The sequence below is a fragment of the Flavimaribacter sediminis genome, assembly GCF_019492055.1.
In the GTDB taxonomy this organism is placed as follows: domain Bacteria; phylum Pseudomonadota; class Alphaproteobacteria; order Rhizobiales; family Rhizobiaceae; genus Flavimaribacter; species Flavimaribacter sediminis.
On record NZ_JAICBX010000003.1, the window covers coordinates 183,053 to 200,988 of the forward strand.

At 62.1% G+C, this 17,936-nt stretch carries 16 protein-coding genes; 7 read left to right on the forward strand and 9 right to left on the reverse strand.

What is annotated here, in order from left to right:
• Positions 1-8 precede the first annotated feature (8 nt).
• Positions 9-920: an oxygen-dependent coproporphyrinogen oxidase gene (hemF, locus tag K1W69_RS16530; protein ID WP_220229535.1), complete on the forward strand. Its 912-nt coding sequence runs from the start codon at positions 9-11 to the stop codon at positions 918-920.
• Positions 921-927: 7 nt separating this feature from the next.
• On the opposite strand, the gene K1W69_RS16535 is transcribed toward hemF, so the two are convergent.
• From K1W69_RS16535 to K1W69_RS16545, 3 genes are read right to left on the reverse strand one after another with little or no spacing between them, the layout of a single operon-like run.
• Positions 928-2,202, reverse strand: coding sequence for a CCA tRNA nucleotidyltransferase (locus tag K1W69_RS16535; protein ID WP_220229536.1), 1,275 nt, complete (start codon positions 2,200-2,202; stop codon positions 928-930).
• A gap of 6 nt (positions 2,203-2,208) precedes the next feature.
• The gene (locus tag K1W69_RS16540) at positions 2,209-2,847 is read right to left on the reverse strand and encodes a CoA pyrophosphatase (RefSeq protein WP_220229537.1); all 639 of its coding nucleotides are present in this window, start codon (positions 2,845-2,847) and stop codon (positions 2,209-2,211) included.
• Positions 2,844-3,455 carry a DUF1285 domain-containing protein gene (locus K1W69_RS16545; protein ID WP_220229538.1) on the reverse strand — a complete coding sequence of 204 codons (612 nt, stop codon included), beginning with the start codon at positions 3,453-3,455 and terminating at the stop codon, positions 2,844-2,846. Before K1W69_RS16545 ends, K1W69_RS16540 begins: the two co-directional genes overlap by 4 nt.
• 193 nt (positions 3,456-3,648) lie before the next feature.
• On the opposite strand from K1W69_RS16545, the gene K1W69_RS16550 reads away from it, so the two are divergent.
• From K1W69_RS16550 to K1W69_RS16565, 4 genes are read left to right on the forward strand one after another with little or no spacing between them, the layout of a single operon-like run.
• Positions 3,649-4,665, forward strand: a complete 1,017-nt coding sequence (locus K1W69_RS16550; RefSeq protein ID WP_220229539.1) for an AAA family ATPase — start codon at positions 3,649-3,651, stop codon at positions 4,663-4,665.
• Positions 4,665-5,585 carry a DUF58 domain-containing protein gene (locus tag K1W69_RS16555; RefSeq protein WP_220229540.1) on the forward strand — a complete coding sequence of 307 codons (921 nt, stop codon included), beginning with the start codon at positions 4,665-4,667 and terminating at the stop codon, positions 5,583-5,585. Before K1W69_RS16550 ends, K1W69_RS16555 begins: the two co-directional genes overlap by 1 nt.
• Complete coding sequence (locus K1W69_RS16560; protein ID WP_220229541.1) at positions 5,582-8,392, forward strand: DUF4159 domain-containing protein; 2,811 nt, start codon at positions 5,582-5,584, stop codon at positions 8,390-8,392. Before K1W69_RS16555 ends, K1W69_RS16560 begins: the two co-directional genes overlap by 4 nt.
• On the forward strand, positions 8,389-10,452 hold the full coding sequence (locus tag K1W69_RS16565) for a hypothetical protein (RefSeq protein WP_220229542.1): 2,064 nt from the start codon (positions 8,389-8,391) through the stop codon (positions 10,450-10,452). Before K1W69_RS16560 ends, K1W69_RS16565 begins: the two co-directional genes overlap by 4 nt.
• A 312-nt stretch (positions 10,453-10,764) precedes the next feature.
• Here the strand turns inward: K1W69_RS16565 and K1W69_RS16570 are convergent, their stop codons facing one another.
• Positions 10,765-11,307, reverse strand: a complete 543-nt coding sequence (locus K1W69_RS16570) for a GNAT family N-acetyltransferase (protein WP_220229543.1) — start codon at positions 11,305-11,307, stop codon at positions 10,765-10,767.
• 182 nt (positions 11,308-11,489) lie between these two features.
• Positions 11,490-12,065: an NUDIX domain-containing protein gene (locus K1W69_RS16575; RefSeq protein WP_220229544.1), complete on the reverse strand. Its 576-nt coding sequence runs from the start codon at positions 12,063-12,065 to the stop codon at positions 11,490-11,492.
• A 152-nt stretch (positions 12,066-12,217) separates the two neighbouring features.
• On the opposite strand from K1W69_RS16575, the gene K1W69_RS16580 reads away from it, so the two are divergent.
• A complete protein-coding gene (locus K1W69_RS16580) occupies positions 12,218-13,201 on the forward strand; it encodes a glutathione S-transferase family protein (protein ID WP_220229545.1) in 984 nt (327 codons plus the stop codon).
• Between the two features lie 3 nt (positions 13,202-13,204).
• Here K1W69_RS16580 and K1W69_RS16585 read toward each other — a convergent pair whose 3' ends face one another.
• Positions 13,205-13,651 carry an NUDIX domain-containing protein gene (locus tag K1W69_RS16585; RefSeq protein WP_220229546.1) on the reverse strand — a complete coding sequence of 149 codons (447 nt, stop codon included), beginning with the start codon at positions 13,649-13,651 and terminating at the stop codon, positions 13,205-13,207.
• A gap of 29 nt (positions 13,652-13,680) precedes the next feature.
• Here K1W69_RS16585 and K1W69_RS16590 point away from each other — a divergent pair, with 29 nt between their 5' ends.
• On the forward strand, positions 13,681-14,592 hold the full coding sequence (locus tag K1W69_RS16590) for a metallophosphoesterase family protein (protein ID WP_220229547.1): 912 nt from the start codon (positions 13,681-13,683) through the stop codon (positions 14,590-14,592).
• Between the two features lie 5 nt (positions 14,593-14,597).
• Here the strand turns inward: K1W69_RS16590 and K1W69_RS16595 are convergent, their stop codons facing one another.
• The 3 genes from K1W69_RS16595 to leuA all read right to left on the reverse strand — a co-directional run bounded on the left by K1W69_RS16595 (position 14,598) and on the right by leuA (position 17,861).
• Entirely contained in the window at positions 14,598-15,239 is a 642-nt protein-coding gene (locus K1W69_RS16595) for a hypothetical protein (RefSeq protein ID WP_220229548.1), read from the reverse strand.
• Between the two features lie 81 nt (positions 15,240-15,320).
• On the reverse strand, positions 15,321-16,109 hold the full coding sequence (locus tag K1W69_RS16600) for an alpha/beta fold hydrolase (protein ID WP_220229549.1): 789 nt from the start codon (positions 16,107-16,109) through the stop codon (positions 15,321-15,323).
• Between the two features lie 33 nt (positions 16,110-16,142).
• Entirely contained in the window at positions 16,143-17,861 is a 1,719-nt protein-coding gene (leuA, locus tag K1W69_RS16605; protein ID WP_258571150.1) for a 2-isopropylmalate synthase, read from the reverse strand.
• Positions 17,862-17,936 lie beyond the last annotated feature (75 nt).

Consider the following 17,936-nt stretch of genomic DNA (forward strand, 5'->3'; position numbering starts at 1 on the left):
ACCAGTTCATGCAACGACCGAACCTTCCCGTGGGCCATCCCGACGCCCTGGAAGACAAGATGCGCAAAGCGAGCACATGGTTCGAAACGCTTCGCGACGCCATCTGCGAGATATTCGAGCAGCTTGAAGACGAGGTGACGGGTCCGCTTTCGGATGACGCGCCGGGTCGCTTCGTGCAGACAAAATGGCTGAGAGAGGAAGGCAAGGGCGGCGGCGGCATCATGTCGATGATGAGTGGCCGCGTCTTTGAAAAGGTTGGCGTCCACACGTCCACGGTCCATGGCGAGTTTTCGCCGGATTTCCGCAGCCAGATCCCCGGCGCCGAAAAGGATCCCAATTTCTGGGCTTCGGGAATCTCCCTGATCGCGCATCCGGTCAATCCGAACGTGCCGGCCGTCCATATGAACACGCGGATGGTCATCACCTCCACGCAATGGTTTGGCGGCGGCGCGGACCTGACCCCGGTCCTCGATCGCCGACGCACGCAGGAAGACCCCGACAGCAGGCTTTTTCACAGGACGATGGAAATCACCTGCAACCGGCACAAGGTCGCCGATTACGAAAAATACAAGGAATGGTGCGACGAATATTTCTACCTTCCGCACCGCAAGGAGCCGCGCGGGATCGGCGGTATTTTCTTCGACTGGCTGCGGTCGGAGGAAAAGGAAGGCGGATGGGACGCCGACTTCGCCTTCGTGCAGGATGTCGGTCGCGCGTTTGCTGTCGCTTACCCCAAGATCGTTCGCAACAATTTCAACGATCACTGGGACGAGAACGAGCGCAACGAACAGCTGATCCGGCGCGGGCGCTATGTGGAGTTCAACCTGCTCTACGACCGCGGCACGATCTTCGGCCTGAAGACCGGCGGCAATGTCGATTCGATTCTCTCTTCCATGCCGCCGGCCGTTCGCTGGCCTTAGTGAACGGTCAATCCCCGATCCGCGCCTGGATGTCCGGAACCTTTTCCAGCAAGGCGGCGCGATCGAGCCGGAAATCGCTGGCAATCCACGCCTCTTCGATCGCTTTGAGTATCCGCCCCATTTCGGGACCGGCCTGCACCCCGAGCGCAGTCAGGTCCTTGCCCCGCACCGGCATGACCGGCCGTTCCCAGTTCTCGCAAAAGGCGATCAGCCTGGAATATCCGGCGGCCTGCATCAGCGCGTCATTGTCCGTCTCCGCGGCGGCGCGCGCCGCGGCGAGTTGCAGCCGCAAACCATCGATCACGCCCCCCGGGGATGTTTGATACAAAATCCGCTTGAGCTTGCTTTCAGCGACAGTCGGCGACAGGCGTTCCGCATCGGCCCACGCGATCAGCCGATCCTTTTCCGCATTCGACAATTTCAGCCGTTCGCCCAGCGCCGCCATGCGCGGCCCGTAGGGCGGCGTGATTGCCATCAGCCGCAGCAACGCGTCCGGCTTCCAGCCAAGTTGCTGCTCGGCGCGCACAAGTCCGTGAATCGCGTCTATGCCCCACTTTTCCGTCTCCGGAAGAATGGTCGTCAGAACGCCGCTCTGTCGCATCCACAGCAGCGCGCGCGACGGATCAGGAGCGGCGAGCAGACGCTTCAGTTCTGACCACACGCGCTCGGCGGAAAGCTGCGCCAGGCCGTCCTTGAGCCTGGCCGACGCCCTGAGGCCGTCCGCATCGGGACGCCCGTCGCCGTACCAGGCGAAAAACCGGAAAAAGCGCAGGATGCGCAGATAGTCCTCCTTGATCCGCGTCTCGGCGTCGCCGATGAAGCGCACCAGCCGCTTCTCGATATCCGCCAGCCCTCCGACGAGATCGATGACGGCGCCGTCAGCGTCGGCGTAAAGACCGTTGATCGTCAGATCCCTGCGCTCGGCGTCCTCCCGCCAGCTGCTTCCGAAGGCCACCTGCGCGTGGCGTCCGTCCGTCTGCACGTCCACCCGCAGCGTGGTGACCTCGAACGGCTTGCCGTCGACAACAACTGTCACCGTTCCGTGGTCGACGCCGGTCGGGATCGTCTTGAAGCCGGCAACCGTCGCCCGGTCCGCCACCGCGTCGGGCGACAGCGTAGTCGCGAGATCGATGTCGCCGACAGCCAGTCCCATCAGCGTGTTGCGCACGGCGCCGCCGACGATCCGCGTTTCCGCGTCGCCTTCATTCAGCACGGCGAGAATTCTGCGCAAAGGCGCATCGCCGAACCATTCGGCGTCGGCGATGATGGCGGCGCTTGTCATGGGCGTCTACCGGTCCGCAAAGTAGATTTCGTAGAGCGTGCGGATAATGCCGGCCGTCACGCCCCAGATATATCTCTGGTCGTAGGGCATCGTGTAGTAATGCCTTTCGAGACCCTGCCACACCCTGCTCTCGCGATTGTGGTTCGCAGGATCCATCAAAAATTCCAGCGGCACCTCGAAGGCGTCGTCGACTTCATGCCGGTTAAGCTCGATCGAAAAACCCGGCTCGACAATCGCCAGCACCGGAAAAATCCTGAAGCCGGTCGCCGTGCAATAGAGCGGCAGCCTGCCGAACGGTTCGATATGATCCGCCGGCAACCCGATTTCTTCATCCGCCTCCCGCATCGCCGCGGCTTCGGGTGATTCGTCTTCCGGGTCGATCGCGCCGCCAGGAAAGGCGATCTGACCCGAATGGGTGCGCATTTTCGTCGTTCGCTGCGTCAACAGCAGGCTGGTGTGGTCTCCGTAATCGACGAAAGGCACAAGCACGGCCGCATCGCGCAGTTTCTGCTTCAAAACCCAGGTGTGCAGATCCGGATTGAGCAAATGGTCGCCGAAAAGCGCGTCGTCGTCGACCGCCGGCCGCGCGGTTATCGTGTCTCGCAACGCTCGCGCGCTGAATCGCTGATCGGCGTCGAGCTTCATCGGCTGAGAGCCTCGAGTTCCCGCATTTCCATCATCGGAAATACGCTTTCTCCAGAGCGCACGGCGAACATCTCCCGCCCGTCGATCTCGACAGGCTCGCCAAGCGCCACGAGGTCGTACATCACCGGGCGGCTGATCAGGGCCTCCAGCCGGCCGCGAACATGAAGATAAGGCTTGAGTTCGTCGTTTTCGCCAGCGATTTCAAAGCGCAAGGCATGGTCCGGACCGGCCTCCACCACGTCGCCGACATTGGTTCTGAACGTCAGGATCTGCTGGTCGCCCCGCTGTGTCACGCTCATTTCCACGCCGACAAACGGCGCGTCCTCCACGCGAATTCCGACCTTTTCCACCGGCGTCACGAGATAGGTCTTGCCGTCCGCGTCCTTGCGCAGCACGGTCGAGAAAAGCCGCACCAGCGGCTGCCGTCCGATCGGCGTTCCCATATAAAACCACGTTCCGTCGGCGCGGATCTCCATGTCGAGATCCCCACAGAACTCCGGATTCCATTTTCCAACGGGCGGCAACCCGCGGGTCGAGGCGGCCGCGCGGGAGATCAGCGCCTCCAGTCCGGCTGCGTCGGATGTCTCCGTCAACTTGCCTTCTGCCATAGCGGAATCGTTACTCCTTCATTCACAACTTTGTCACTTAGTGCAGTTCCAGCTTCGTGTCATTCATAGCAGAATGCAGAAAACCCGTTGCGACAATGCGAATCCCCATTGATGGTGATCATAATTACGCCATTTAACGGTTGGTGAATGCAAGTGTAGACGTTCTCGATCAAGACAATACGGAGACTGTTTTATGGGCCTTGTCGAAAATTCCACCCAGACGATGGATGAGAAGGAGATACTGGCCGTAGCGGAAACGGCTCTCGAGGACATCAGCGCGATCCGCAAGGAAGTCGGCAACGTCATTTTCGGTCAGCAGACCGTCGTTGAGCACACGCTGCTAACCGTATTGTCCGGCGGACACGCCCTGCTCGTCGGGGTGCCCGGCCTTGCCAAGACCAAGCTCGTCTCCACGCTCGGCACGGTTCTGGGTCTCGACGACAACCGCATCCAGTTCACGCCGGACCTGATGCCGTCCGACATTCTCGGCTCCGAGGTCATGGACCAGGACGACGCAGGCAAGCGGTCCTTCCGGTTCATCGCCGGACCGGTCTTCACCCAGCTGCTGATGGCCGACGAGATCAACCGCGCCTCGCCGCGCACCCAGTCCGCCCTGCTGCAGGCGATGCAGGAATACCACGTCACCGTCGCCGGAACCCATCACGACCTGCCGCAGCCTTTCCACGTGCTCGCGACCCAAAACCCGCTGGAGCAGGAAGGCACCTATCCGCTGCCGGAAGCCCAGCTCGACCGCTTCCTGATGCAGGTCGATGTCAACTATCCGGAAGAAGACGCAGAGCGCCGGATTCTCCTGGAAACCACCGGGGTCGAGGAAAAGCCGGCAAAGGCGGTTCTTACCGGTTCGCGCATTCAGGAAATCCAGGCGCTCGTGCGCCGCATGCCCGTCAGCGAACAGGTCGTCGACGCCATCCTGGCGCTCGTGCGCCTGGCCCGACCCGGCAACGGCAACGCCGACACCGACCGGCATGTCGCCTGGGGACCCGGGCCGCGCGCCGGCCAGTCGTTGATGCTGTGCGTGAGAGCCCGCGCGCTCTATGACGGCCGATTGGCGCCGTCGGTCGACGACGTCTACGCGCTGGCGCTGCCGATCCTGCAGCATCGTATGGCGCTGACATTCGCTGCGCGCGCCGAGGGCGTGCACATTCGCGACGTGATCGCCAATCTGGTCAAGACCGCAAGCGGGGAATAATGGCGCCCGTCGGACAGACCACGCAACCGGTAGCCGTCAGCGACGCGCTGGTTCGCGCGCGACAGCGCGCCGCCCTGGTGCCCGACCTGCTGGTCGAGGCGCAGCGTGTCGCCAATACGGTGATCACCGGCTGGCATGGCCGCCGCAAGCGCGGGGTTGGCGAGAATTTCTGGCAGTTCCGTCCCTATGTGGAAGGCGAGACGCTCGCCAGGATCGACTGGCGCCGATCGGCGCGCGACGACAGCGTCTATGTGCGCGACCGCGAATGGGAAGCCGCTCATACGATCTGGCTCTGGGCCGACGCCTCCCCGTCAATGCTGTATCAGTCCAGCCTCGCACAGGTCTCGAAGCAGAGCCGCGCCGTCGTCATTCTGCTCGCGCTCGCGGAAGTGCTCGCGCGTTCCGGCGAACGCATCGCCTCGCCCGGCGTCATGGATCCGATCGCCGCGCGCAACGCCTCGGAGCGGCTCGCCACAGCCCTCATGCTGCAAAAGGAAGAAAGCGACTGGCCTCGGCTCGACCGCATCGGCCGCCATAGCGACGTCGTGTTGATATCCGATTTCCTGGACCCCGCCGAAACCGTGCTCGAGCGGCTCGCGCCAATCGCGCGGCGCGGCGTGCGCGGCCACGTTCTGGAAATCTGCGATCCCGCGGAAGAAGTGTTTCCCTACAATGGCCGCACCGAGTTCATCGATCCTGAAACCGGCGAGAAACTGACCGCCGGAAAGGCCGAGACGCTGCATGACGACTATCAGCGGGCGTTTCTGTCGCGCCGGAGCAACATCGCCGAGAATCTGCGGCGGCTTGGCTGGAACTTCATCACCCACCACACCGATCAGCCTGCGTCGTCGGCGCTCGTTGCGCTGCACACCCATCTGTCCGGCGTGGTCGGAGACGGTTTGAGAGGTACGGCGGCTTGAGTTTCCTCCCCATCGCATTCGGAGCTCCCGCCGTCCTGTTCGGCCTGTTGGCCTTGCCTGTCATCTGGTGGCTGCTGAGACTGACCCCGCCGCGCCCCAAGACCGAACCCTTTCCGCCGTTTCGCATCCTCGCGCGCATTCTGAAAAAGGAGGAGACGCCGTCCAAGAGCCCCTGGTGGTTGACGGCGCTGCGACTCCTCATGGCGGCGCTCGTGATCGTCGCGCTGGCCGATCCAATCCTCAATCCGCAGGAAACCACAGTCAGCGACGAAGGCCCGCTGGCCATCATCATGGACAACAGCTGGGCGACCGTCAGCGACTGGGACGAACGGGTGGCGACCGCCGAGCGCCTGATTTCCGACGCGGAAAGCCAGAACGTGCCGGTCTCCATCGTCTTCACGGCGGACCGGACCAACGACGCGACGCCGGATATCGCCGCGCGAGCGCGCGAGCGGCTGCTTGCCGCGGAACCGCGTCCGCTGACTGCCGATGATCTGTCGGCGATCGAAAGCCTGACTGCGGCTCTGCACACCACGCCGCTCGGCACAATCGCAGTGTTGTCCGACGGCATCGCCGAACCCGGCGCCGAGCAAGCCTGGGACATGCTGGCCGAACTCGAGACCGCCCAGGCGCTGATTTTCGAAACCGACGGCGAAAGCACCGTCGCGATCACCTCCGCCGAAAACAGCGCCGACGGTTTCAATCTGTCGGCGGTCAGGGTCAACGACAGCGCTGCGCAAACCCTGCCGATTACGGCCCGCGACAACAGGGGCCGGCCAATCTCCACTGGAACGCTGGAATTCGCGGCGGGGGAACAGCGGGGGCAGGCGTCCCTCTCGGCGCCTTTCGAGCTGCGAAACGACTTCGCACAGATCGTCGTCGACAACGCGGCCACCGCCGGCGCGACCTATCTGCTCGACGACAGTTTCCGCAGGCGGCGCGTCGCCCTGTTGTCGGCCGAACCGCTGGATCTGACGCAGCCGCTGCTTTCGCCGCTCTACTATCTCACGCGCGCCCTGCAGCCCTTCGCGGATCTCATCGCGCCGGAAAGCGATGAATTGTCCGACGCGATCTCGGAGGTGCTCGAGCAGCGTCCCTCCGTCGTCGTCATGGCCGATATAGGGACCCTTCCCGAAGAATCGGAAGCCGAACTTTCGGAATGGGTGGAGGATGGCGGCATGCTGGTCCGTTTCGCCGGGCCGCGCATGGCGAGCGGCATCGGCGATGATCCGCTGGTTCCCGTCAAGCTGCGTCAGGGCGAGCGCACGCTGGGCGGATCACTGTCCTGGAGCGAACCGCAACCGCTGTCTGAATTTCCGGAAAACAGTCCGTTTGCGGGCATGTCGCGGCCAGACGACGTGAGCGTAAACACCCAGGTTCTTGCAGAACCGTCGCCAGACCTCGCCGCCCACACCTGGGCCAGCCTGCTCGACGGCACGCCGCTCGTCACCAGTCGCGAATCCGGCCAGGGCCGCATCGTGCTGTTTCATGTGACGGCGGAGCCGAAATGGTCCTCGCTGCCGATTTCCGGACAATTCGTCGAAATGCTTCGCCGCTCGATCCTGCTGTCGCGCGCCACCACGGTCGCGGGAAGTCAGGACACCGGCGTCAATCTGCCGCCCTACCAGTTGCTGAACGCAAGGGGCGCCTTGGTTGCGCCAACAGGCGCCGCGCAGCCGCTGCAGATCGCCCGCGGCGAAGCGCCGGTCGTCTCCTTTGACAATCCGCCAGGGCTCTACGGCGCGGAAAGCGGCTTTCTGGCGCTCAACCTGATGCGCCCTGACGACACGCTGGAACCGTTCGTCCCGCCGGAATTCGTTGTGACGGCGACGCGGTCCGGTTTCGTCGCCGGTGAAAGCCGCGATCTCAAGCCGCCGCTTCTGACGGCGGCTGTCATCCTGCTCATCGTCGACAGCCTCGTGGTTCTCGGAATGGCGGGCGCCTTCGCGCGTCGAAACTTCAGCCGCCCGGCCGCGTCCTCGCTCGGCATGGCGCTGGTCGCCGTCGCGCTCGTCCTTTCCTACGGCGGAAACGGCCTCGCGGCCGACGAAATGCCGAATGACGACCAGATTCTGGCTTCTCTCGATCGCACCCATCTCGCCTATGTCATCACCGGCGACGCCGTCGTCGACGAGACCAGCCGGCAGGGCATGACCGGGCTGTCGCGTTTTCTTTCTTTCCGCACGTCGCTGGAGCCGGGGGGAGCCATCGGCGTTGATCTCGAAACCGATCCGCTCGCCCTCTACCCGATGCTTTACTGGCCGATTTCCGTCGATGCGGAGCCGCCCTCGCCTGAGGCGATCAGCCGGATCGACGCCTTCATGAAAAATGGCGGCACCGTTCTGTTCGACACGCGCGACGCGCTCGCCGGGCTCGACGAGGCGGCGATCACGCCGGAGACGGCGCGGTTGCGCAATATCCTGGCCGATCTCGACATTCCCGCTCTCGAACCGGTGCCCGAGGATCACGTGCTGACAAAGGCGTTCTATATCCTCAACGAGTTTCCCGGACGCTATCGCGGCAGTCCGCTTTGGGTGGAGACGAGTTATGACGCCGGTGAAGAGAGTGATCGTCCGGCGCGCAGCGGCGACGGCGTCTCCTCGATCATCATCACCGGCAACGACCTCGCCGGCGCCTGGGCGATCGACCGCAACAATATTCCCGTCTATCCGACGGTGCCGCCGGATCCCCTGCAACGGGAATACGCCTATCGCGGCGGCGTCAACATCATGATGTACATGCTGACCGGCAACTACAAATCCGACCAGGTTCACATTCCGGCGTTGCTGGAGCGTCTTGGCCAATGATCCATTTTTCACCGCTCATTCCACCCGTCTACATCTATGTCGTGGCCGCTCTAGGCGCGCTGCTGATGGCGCTTGGACTGTGGCAGAGGGTGCGCGGCGCATGGATCAGGGTGCTTGCGCTTGCCGCCCTGTGCCTCGCGCTCGCCAATCCGGTCTATATGCAGCAGGAGCGCGAACCGCTTGACAGCGTGGTCGCAGTGATCGTCGACCGCAGCCAGAGTCAGGCGTCCCCGGAGCGCGCGGAAGCGACGGACGAGACGCTCGCGCGTCTTGAAGAGCAGTTGTCGCGCTTCCGCGGACTGGATGTCCGGGTTGCGGAAACCACCCATGACGCGGCGGACAATTCTCCCTCGACACGGCTTTTTTCCACGCTCTCGACGACGCTCAGGGACGTGCCGACAGCGCGGATCGCAGGCGCGGTGATGATCACCGACGGACAGATTCACGACGTGCCCGAACAGGCCGCGCAGCTTGGCTTCAACGCGCCGGTGCACGGGCTCGTGACCGGCAGCGCGGACGAGATCGATCGCCGTGTCCAGTTTGTCAATGCGCCGCGTTTCGGCATTGTCGGCGAGACCCAGGAAATCGTCTATCGCATCGTTGATGACGGGCGCTCCGGCGGCGACGTTACGGAAGTAACCGTCAGGATCAATGGCGAGGTCTACAGCCGCGAACTTGCGCCGATCGGTCAGGAAATGCCGCTGACCATCGACATTGAACACGCCGGCGACAACATCATCGAGCTGTCGGTGGAGCCGGTTCCCGGCGAAGTGACGCTCGCCAACAACAAGGCCGTCACCATCCTCGACGGGATTCGCGAAAACCTGCGCGTGCTCCTGGTTTCGGGCGAACCGCACAGCGGCGAGCGCGCCTGGCGCAATCTCCTCAAATCCGACACATCGGTCGACCTGGTTCATTTCACCATCCTGCGCCCGCCTGAAAAACAGGACGGCACGCCCATCGACGAATTGTCGCTGATCGCTTTTCCAACCCGCGAGCTCTTCGTCGAGAAAATCAACGAATTCGACCTGATCGTATTCGACCGCTATCAGCGCCGCGGCGTTTTGCCGGTGCTCTACTACGATTACATCGCCCAGTATGTGGAGGACGGCGGCGCGCTGCTGATCGCCGCAGGTCCGGAACATGCCGGGCAGGATTCCATCGCGAGCACGCCGCTCGCGCCGGTTTTGCCGGCGGCGCCCACCGGCCGCGTCAGCGAAGTCGGCTTCTATCCGCGCCCGACCGATGTCGGCGCGAGGCATCCCGTCACCCGCGATCTGCCGGGCTCCGGCCAGGAGCCGCCGCAATGGGGCCGCTGGTTCCGGGCTGTCGAATCCGAAGCGCCGGTTGACGACACGGTGCTGGAGGGACCCGACGGCATGCCGCTCCTGGTGCTCGAACGCGTCGGCGATGGACGCGTCGCCATGCTGATGTCGGATCACGGCTGGCTCTGGGCGCGCGGCTTCGAGGGCGGCGGTCCGCATGTTCCGCTCTACCGGCGCATCGCCCACTGGCTCATGAAGGAGCCGGCGCTCGAAGAAGAAGCGCTGACGGCCACGGCCAACGGCAATGTCATCACCATTGATCGCCAGACCATGGCGGACGCCGTGCCGGAAGCCGTGCTCACGTCGCCGTCCGGCGAGACGGTTTCGATCAACCTGTCAGGCGGAGAAGACGGACGCTTCACCGCTGACGCGCCTGTTGCCGAAAGCGGCCTGTTCGAAATATCCAACGGGGACATGTCGACGCTCGTTCATGTCGGGGCGACCAATGCGCCGGAATTTTCCGCAACCGTGTCGACCACGGAAGTCCTGAAACCGATTGCCGATGCGACCGGAGGCATGGTTGCGCGGGTTTCGGACAATGGCGGCGCCGTGCAATTGCCGCCGATCGTGCCGGTCAAGGGCCTGCAGCGCGGCTCCTCGGATCGCATGATGCTGAACCTGACCGGAGAATCCGAGCTCAGGGGCATTAACAGGATCCCGCTCTTCGGCGGCTTCCTCGGTCTCGCCCTGCTGCTTTTCGCGCTCGCCGGCACGTGGTACCGCGAAGGCCGCTGACCTCGCTCAAAAAACTTCGTCGCTGACGAACAGAGAACAAAGCTGGAACTTTCCGACTGCAAATTCCGGCCATTTGTGCTATACTGTCGTCCTGTTGAACGCTGTTTCCTGGGTGTTGGATGGCGCTGTAAGGGGCGGAAAATGCGGATTCCCGAAACAAACCCAGTTTACCCTGAAAGGGCCGATCGGCAGATTCCCGAAACAAAGCCAGAATTGACCGAACCCGTCGCTAATCCAGGAAGAAGGCTGGCAAAATCGTCATAACTTATTGTTTTTAATTAAAAAATTAATCGCAGATCAGCTATGCGCCTCTCAGGCGATTTCCTGCACCATGAGTTCGAAAGCCTCGGCGACGGGATCTTCGCGCCACCGGATCGGTCCGTTTAACCGCTCCTGGATGTCCAAGTGATCCGTCGCCACGAGTATGCGCGACCGATCCACGGGGCCTGGAAAATCCAGCCGCGCAGTCACCGGTGTGAACCCGAGCGGGCCGTAGTAGGGAGGGTCGCCGACAAGGATCACAGCCTCGCTCCCCTTGGCCTTGGCGGCGAGCACCGAAATCCGCACCAGTTCGCGGCCGATGCCGAGGTTCTTGTGCGACGGACGCACGGCCAGTGGTCCGAGCATATGGCCCAGGGCCTCTCCCGCCATGACCGGCGTCAGGCGAACCGAAGCGATGACCTCACCGTCCACAGTGGCGACGAAAGACAACGATCTGTCATGCGGCCCCTGCTCGCGAACACGCTCCGCCGCGCGCGTCAAACGGCCCGGCCCGAACGCCTCTTCATTGATGAAATTGATGACGTCGTCGTGGGTGGGGTCTTCGGTCAGATAGACAGGATTGAGAGCGGACATGGCGAACCCGGATTATTGAAATGAAAAGACAATGGACGGCCGTCTGCCTGTCGGCAGCACGTTATCAGCGTCGTCGCAATTGTCCCGGGTTGTGCATCTCGCTTCCTTTCGCAAGTCCGGGGCGGATAGCACAAAGATATCCGGCTGTGCAAGCAATTATCCGTTTCCGGCGCCCACCGTGCTCAGCGCCGCTCCAGAGCCAGGTGCTGAATCAGCATGATCGTCTTGGCGTCGCAGATTTCTCCGGTCCGAATCATCGCGAGCGCGTCTTCAAGCAGAACGTGCAACACCTCGATATCCTCGCCTTCCTCCACGTTGCCGCCGCCCTCCGCGGCGCGGTCCGAACGGTCGTAGGTTCCCTGGTAAAAGGACAGATACTCCGTCACCGATCCGGGGCTCATATAGACGTCATACAGATGGTCGAGTTCGGACACGCGATAGCCGGTTTCCTCCTCAAGTTCCTCGCGCATTCGCTGCTTGGGATCGGCCCCGTCCAGCATGCCTGCCGGAACCTCGATCATCATTCCGTCATGGCCGTTGACGGCGGCCGGCAGCCGAAACTGCCGGATGAGAAGCACGGTGCCGCCTTCGGGATCATGAAGAAGGCAGGCCACGCCGTTGCCCCGATCATAGGCTTCCCGCCGCTGGGCCTGCCACGCGCCGGAGCGGGTCTTCAGCTCGAAATCGTAACGCGCAAGATTGCCCCAGTCGTCGGACAGAACCGTTCGTTCCCGGATGCGAAATAAGTTGTTGGCCATATATGTTCTCCAATGCCTGTATCGAAATATCCTTAAAAGGCAGGCGTCAACGCCTTGTGAACGTCTAAGACCATAAGAACAGACTGTTCAACCGAACGGTCTTCGTCTTCCGGCGTTAGGACCCTATGTGAGTGTGGAAAAGGAGTTTTGACATGGGTAAACTGGTCGACGGCGAGTGGAAAGACGTCTGGTACAATACGAGCGAAACAGGCGGTCGTTTCAAGCGATCTGATTCGAGCTTTCGCAACTGGGTGACCGCGGACGGAAGCCCCGGACCAAGCGGCGAAGGCGGCTTTTCAGCCGAGGCCGGCCGCTACCACCTCTATGTCTCATACGCCTGCCCCTGGGCCCATCGAACGCTGATATTCCGACTCCTGAAGGGCCTCGAAGAGGCGATCGGCCTTTCCGTCGTCGACTATCACATGGGAAAGAACGGCTGGGAATTCCGCGGCAGGGAGGGCGGGACAGAGGATCACATCCATGGGCTGGAGAAGCTCTGGCAGGTCTATGTAAAGGCCGATCCGCACTACACCGGCCGGGTGACCGTCCCGGTGCTGTGGGACAAGGAGAAAGGAACGGTCGTCTCCAACGAATCCTCGGAGATCATCCGCATGTTCAACAGCGCCTTCAATGAAATCGAAGGCGTCGACAGCGATCTCGATTTCTATCCGGAGGCGCTGAGAGCGGACATCGACGCAATCAACCAGCCGATCTACGACAACGTCAACAATGGCGTCTACAAGTGCGGCTTCGCCACCAGCCAGGAGGCTTACGAAGAAGCCTTCGACGCCCTTTTCGCGGAACTCGATACACTCGAGGAGCGTCTGGCGACCAACCGCTATCTTCTCGGAGAAACGCTGACCGAGGCCGACTGGCGGCTCTTCACGACGCTCGTTCGTTTCGACCCGGTCTATGTCGGTCACTTCAAGTGCAACCGGAAGCGCATCGACGACTATCCGGCGCTTTCGGGCTATATGCGCGAACTCTACCAGATGCCCGGCGTCGCCCAGACCGTAAACCTCACCCACATCAAGAAGCACTACTACGGCAGTCACGAAAGCATCAATCCGACCGGCGTCGTGCCGAAGGGTCCTGACCTCAACTACGACGCGCCCCACGATCGCGGAAGGCTTTGATCGTTACCAGGTGCGAGAAACGGATTGACCTTCGAGCACTTCAGCAAGCCTGCGCCGGGTCGCTTCCGTGGTGTTGTCCGGCAACGCGTCGGTTTTAAAAAAGCCGGCTTCGGCGATCTCGGCATTGCCCTTTAACGGCGCCGTCTGCGAGACGTTCCGGCACACGAAAAGCGCGACATGATCGCGCCGGCTGGCGTTTCGATTGAAATAGAAACCGAACAGCTCGGCGGCGGCGCCGATTGCAAGGTTTCCTTCTTCCGCCAGCTCGCGCTCCAGCGCCTCGTAAGCGCTTTCCCCGGCGTCTACGCCGCCGCCCGGTAGATACCAGCCGCCGATATAGGTATGCCTGACTAGGAAAACCCGACCAGCGGCGTCGAAAGCCGCTGCGCGAACTCCAAGCGTCATCGGACGTTTAAGGATATGGATCAGATGCAAAAATCTGACGAGCATTTCAACTCATCTCGCTTTAAGGTCATTACATGTTTCGCCTTGCTCATATCTCCGACGTCCATCTTGGACCGCTCCCGAAAGTAACACTACGACAATTGGCGTCCAAGCGGATCACCGGCTACGTCAACTGGCATCGCAATCGCCGCAAGCATCACGCCACCGACGCGTTGACCATCCTGATGGAGGACATCTTCGCCCAGGCGCCGGATCACCTGGCCATCACCGGAGATCTGGTCAACCTGTCGACCGATATCGAAATCGAGACGGCGACGGCGTGGCTGCAAGCCGCCGGCGACCCCGAAACCACGTCGGTAGTGCCTGGAAATCACGACGCCTATGTGCCCGGCGCCTTCCGGAAAATATGCGCCGCATGGGCGCATTACATGGCCGGCGACGACGTGAGGGAAAGGCCGCTGACAGTGAAGTCGTTTCCCTATCTGCGCCGTCGCGGGCCGGTTGCGCTGATCGGCGTGTCGACCGCCAACGCCTCCCTGCCCTTCATGGCGACGGGCATTTTTGACGAGACCGAGGCGCGGCGCTTGCAGGCGCTTTTGAAGCAGGCGGGAGAGGAAGGTCTGTTCCGCATCATCCTTATCCACCACCCGCCGGTCAACAACGCCGCCGCCTGGCATAAACGCATGCAGGGCATCGGCAGGTTCCAGAAAGTCGTCGCCGAGGAAGGCGCCGAACTCGTCCTGCACGGCCACACCCACCTCGACACGCTGCACCGGATCATGGGCAAGGCGAAAACAGTTCCCGTGCTGGGTGTGCCGTCGGCCAGTGAAGGCCCATCCGGCCGCCGGCCTGCCGCCGGCTACAACCTGATATCGATCGAGGGCGCGAATGGCGACTGGCGTTGCAATGTGGCGCGTCACAGGCTCGACCGATCGGGCGAGGAGATCGTGCTTTCAGACGCGATTGATCTGCACTTGAAAGTCTAGGCGTCTTAAAGACCTGCTATGGACGGGCTGATTTCGCCCCAGAAAATTGCCCCCATCGCGAACAGCGTCACCAGACTTCCGATGATGAACCAGATGAGACCGGTCGCAAAGCCGGATCCGTTGGCGTGGTCCTTTTTCGCCGCTGGCTGAGGCGCTGCTTCGATTTCGGCCGCCTGCGCCGGGGCTGGTTGCGGCCGCTGAACCGGTTCGGAAGCGGCCGGTCTGGCGTTTCTGAAACCGTCCCCCGCCAAAAAGCGCTGGCGCTCGACGGTCCGCTCGGCAATGTAGATGGTGACCTGATCGGCCATCTTCATCAAATCGTCGGACTCGGCAAGCACACTGCGCCCGTAGCGCCTGTCGAGCACGAAGCGAAAGGTGCGACGGTCATGTCCCATGTGGACATGGGAGACGGCGTCGACCCAAAGACGCGGCTGCGCGCCTGACGACAATGCGAAGTCGAACTGGTCGTCGTCTTCCGACACCTCGTCAAAAACCGGTTGAAGTTCGTTATAGAGCAGTTCGAGACGGGCGCGATCCGCCTCCTTCATGTCGACGATGACATCCTGCCTCTCGGCGGCGGCGATCTTGACCTCGCGCACGGCGTCGGACAGATGTCTCTTGTTCTGGGGAGCGGGATCGTTGCTCATGAGCCGAATAACCTGCTGATATGGTTAATTTACAGTTACCCATAACATGGGACTTCGCCTCGACGCGAGCAAGCCGACATTTCAATCGCCCACAGAAGCTATATTTTGGCGTATGAGGGTCTCGACCTCGTAAGGCCGCTCCTCGATCAACATGTGACCCGTGTTCTCGAAGACATGGGCGGCGAAAAGCGCCGGCAGGCGATGAGACTGGCGCGTCGGCAAAACCCGGTCCTGCGTTCCCCAAAGCACCTTGACCGGCATGTCGAGTGCCGCGAGCAGCTCGCGACGTATAACGCCCTGGGATACGCCCGCATCATCCTCGACAAAGATGCTCTGCATGATCTGTTTCATTCTGTCGGCGGCCCCGTCGGCTTTGCGCAAGTCGGTCAGGCGCAAAACAAATTTCTGAGGGATCGTCGCGTTCCAGCCGAACATCTCCTCGAGACAGGCGATGAAGTCCTGTCCATTGTCGGCGAGCGCATAGCGTCTGAGAAGCCGGTGATTGATTTCCGCGCCGAAACCGCCTGGCGCGAGCAGGGTCAGAGACGCAACGCGTTGCGGCTGCCGGGCCGCGACAAGCGCCGCCACGGCTCCACCCATTGAATGGCCGACAAGGTGCGCCCGTACGACGCCGCGCCGGTCGAGGTCGGCGATCAGCGCCTTCGCCATGCGGCCGCCGCCGCCCACGCCGGAGGACGACGCAGAACCGCCATGTCCGGGCAGGTCGAAGGCGAGCGTTCGCCGGTCGACCGACAAGGCGTCCTGCAGGTGCGACCAGACGAAAGAGCCAGCGGCGAAGCCATGCAGAAAGACAAGCGGCGGTCGGTCCCCTTCGCCCTTCTGGAGAGCGTAGAGACCGTCCGCCGTCATTGTGTGATCGTCAGTAACCGGCATCGTCAGCGGCTACTTGGACGCGATGAGGCGGTTCGCCGCAGAGACGACTGCCTCAAGCGAAGCCGCAACGATGTTCGTGCTGACGCCGACCCCGAATATCTTGCCGCCCGGATGCTCCATTTCCATGTAGCAGATCGCCGATGCGTTGGCGCCGTGCTGGAGAGAGTGTTCCGAATAGTCCGCAACGGTCAGTTCGATCCCGATGTGGCGCGACAGGGCGTTGACGAAACCGTCGATCGGACCGTTGCCGGTCCCGGTGATCTTCATGGTTTCGCCCTTGTCGGTAACAACCGCCTCGACCTCGCGAACGCCTTTCGTCTCAGTGGACGCGTAGGTGTGGTGGTCGACATATTTGAGCCGTCCTTCCGGCTGATCGACATAAATATCCATGAACCGGTCGTAGATCATCCGCGAGGGGAGCTCTTCGCCCGCCTCATCGGTGATGCGCTGGATTTCCGACTGGAACTCGACCTGCAGCCCGCGCGGCAGGTTTAGCCCGTAATCCTCGTGCAGCACATAGGCGATGCCGCCCTTGCCGGACTGCGAATTGATACGGATGATCGCTTCATAGGTGCGGCCCACGTCCTGCGGATCGATCGGCAGGTACGGCACTTCCCAGAGTTCCTTGTTGGAGGAGCGGATCGCCTTCATGCCTTTGTTGATCGCGTCCTGGTGTGATCCGGAAAAGGCCGTGTAGACCAGTTCGCCAACATAAGGGTGGCGTTCCGGGATCTTCATCTGATTGGCGTATTCGTAGACGCTCTTCATGTGCTCGATCCGCGAACAGTCGAGTTTCGGATCGACGCCCTGGGTGTACATGTTCAGCGCCAGTGTGACGATATCGACATTGCCGGTGCGCTCGCCATTGCCGAACAGCGTTCCCTCGACCCGGTCGGCGCCGGCCATCAGGCCCAGCTCCGTGGCCGCAATTCCGGTCCCGCGGTCATTGTGCGGGTGGAGCGACACGATCAGGCTGTCGCGACGATCGAGCTGACGGCACATCCATTCGATCTGGTCAGCGTAGATGTTCGGCGTCGACATCTCGACGGTCGAAGGCAGATTGATGATGAGCTTGTCATCCGGCGTCGGCTGAACGACCTCGATCACCGCATTGCAGATTTCCAGCGCGACCTCCAGCTCGGTGCCCGTAAAGCTTTCCGGGGAATACTGGAATCGGTAGCCGCCTCCAGCCTTTTGCGCCATGTCGGTGATCATCTTCGCGGCGTCGACGGCGATCTCCTTGATGCCCGCAACGTCCTTGGCGAAGACCACGCGACGCTGCAGTTCGCTGGTCGAATTGTAGAAGTGCACGATCGGCCGATGCGCGCCTTCCAGCGACTCGAAAGTCCGGGTAATCAGTTCGGGACGGCACTGGACCAGCACCTGCAGGGAGACGTCTTCAGGCACTCCGCCCTGTTCCACGCACCAGCGCGCGAAGTCGAAATCGGTTTGCGAAGCGGAAGGAAAGCCGATCTCGATTTCCTTGAAACCCATGTCCAGCAGCAACCTGAACATTCGCGACTTGCGGTCGTGCCCCATGGGATTGACGAGTGACTGATTGCCGTCTCGCAGGTCCACCGAACACCACACCGGCGGGCTCTCGATGCGCTTGGAAGGCCAGGTCCTGTCGTCGAGGCCCACTGCTGGATAGGGGTGATATTTCCGGGACGCGTCCGGCATGCCGGACTGCTTTTTACCGGCTTCGCCGATTGTCTGTACAATAGTCATGTCTGTTTCTCGATCTCTTCAGACGAGGCCCTCGGGCTGTCGCCATGCGGCCTTCAGGCCGTTTCACTTTACTGA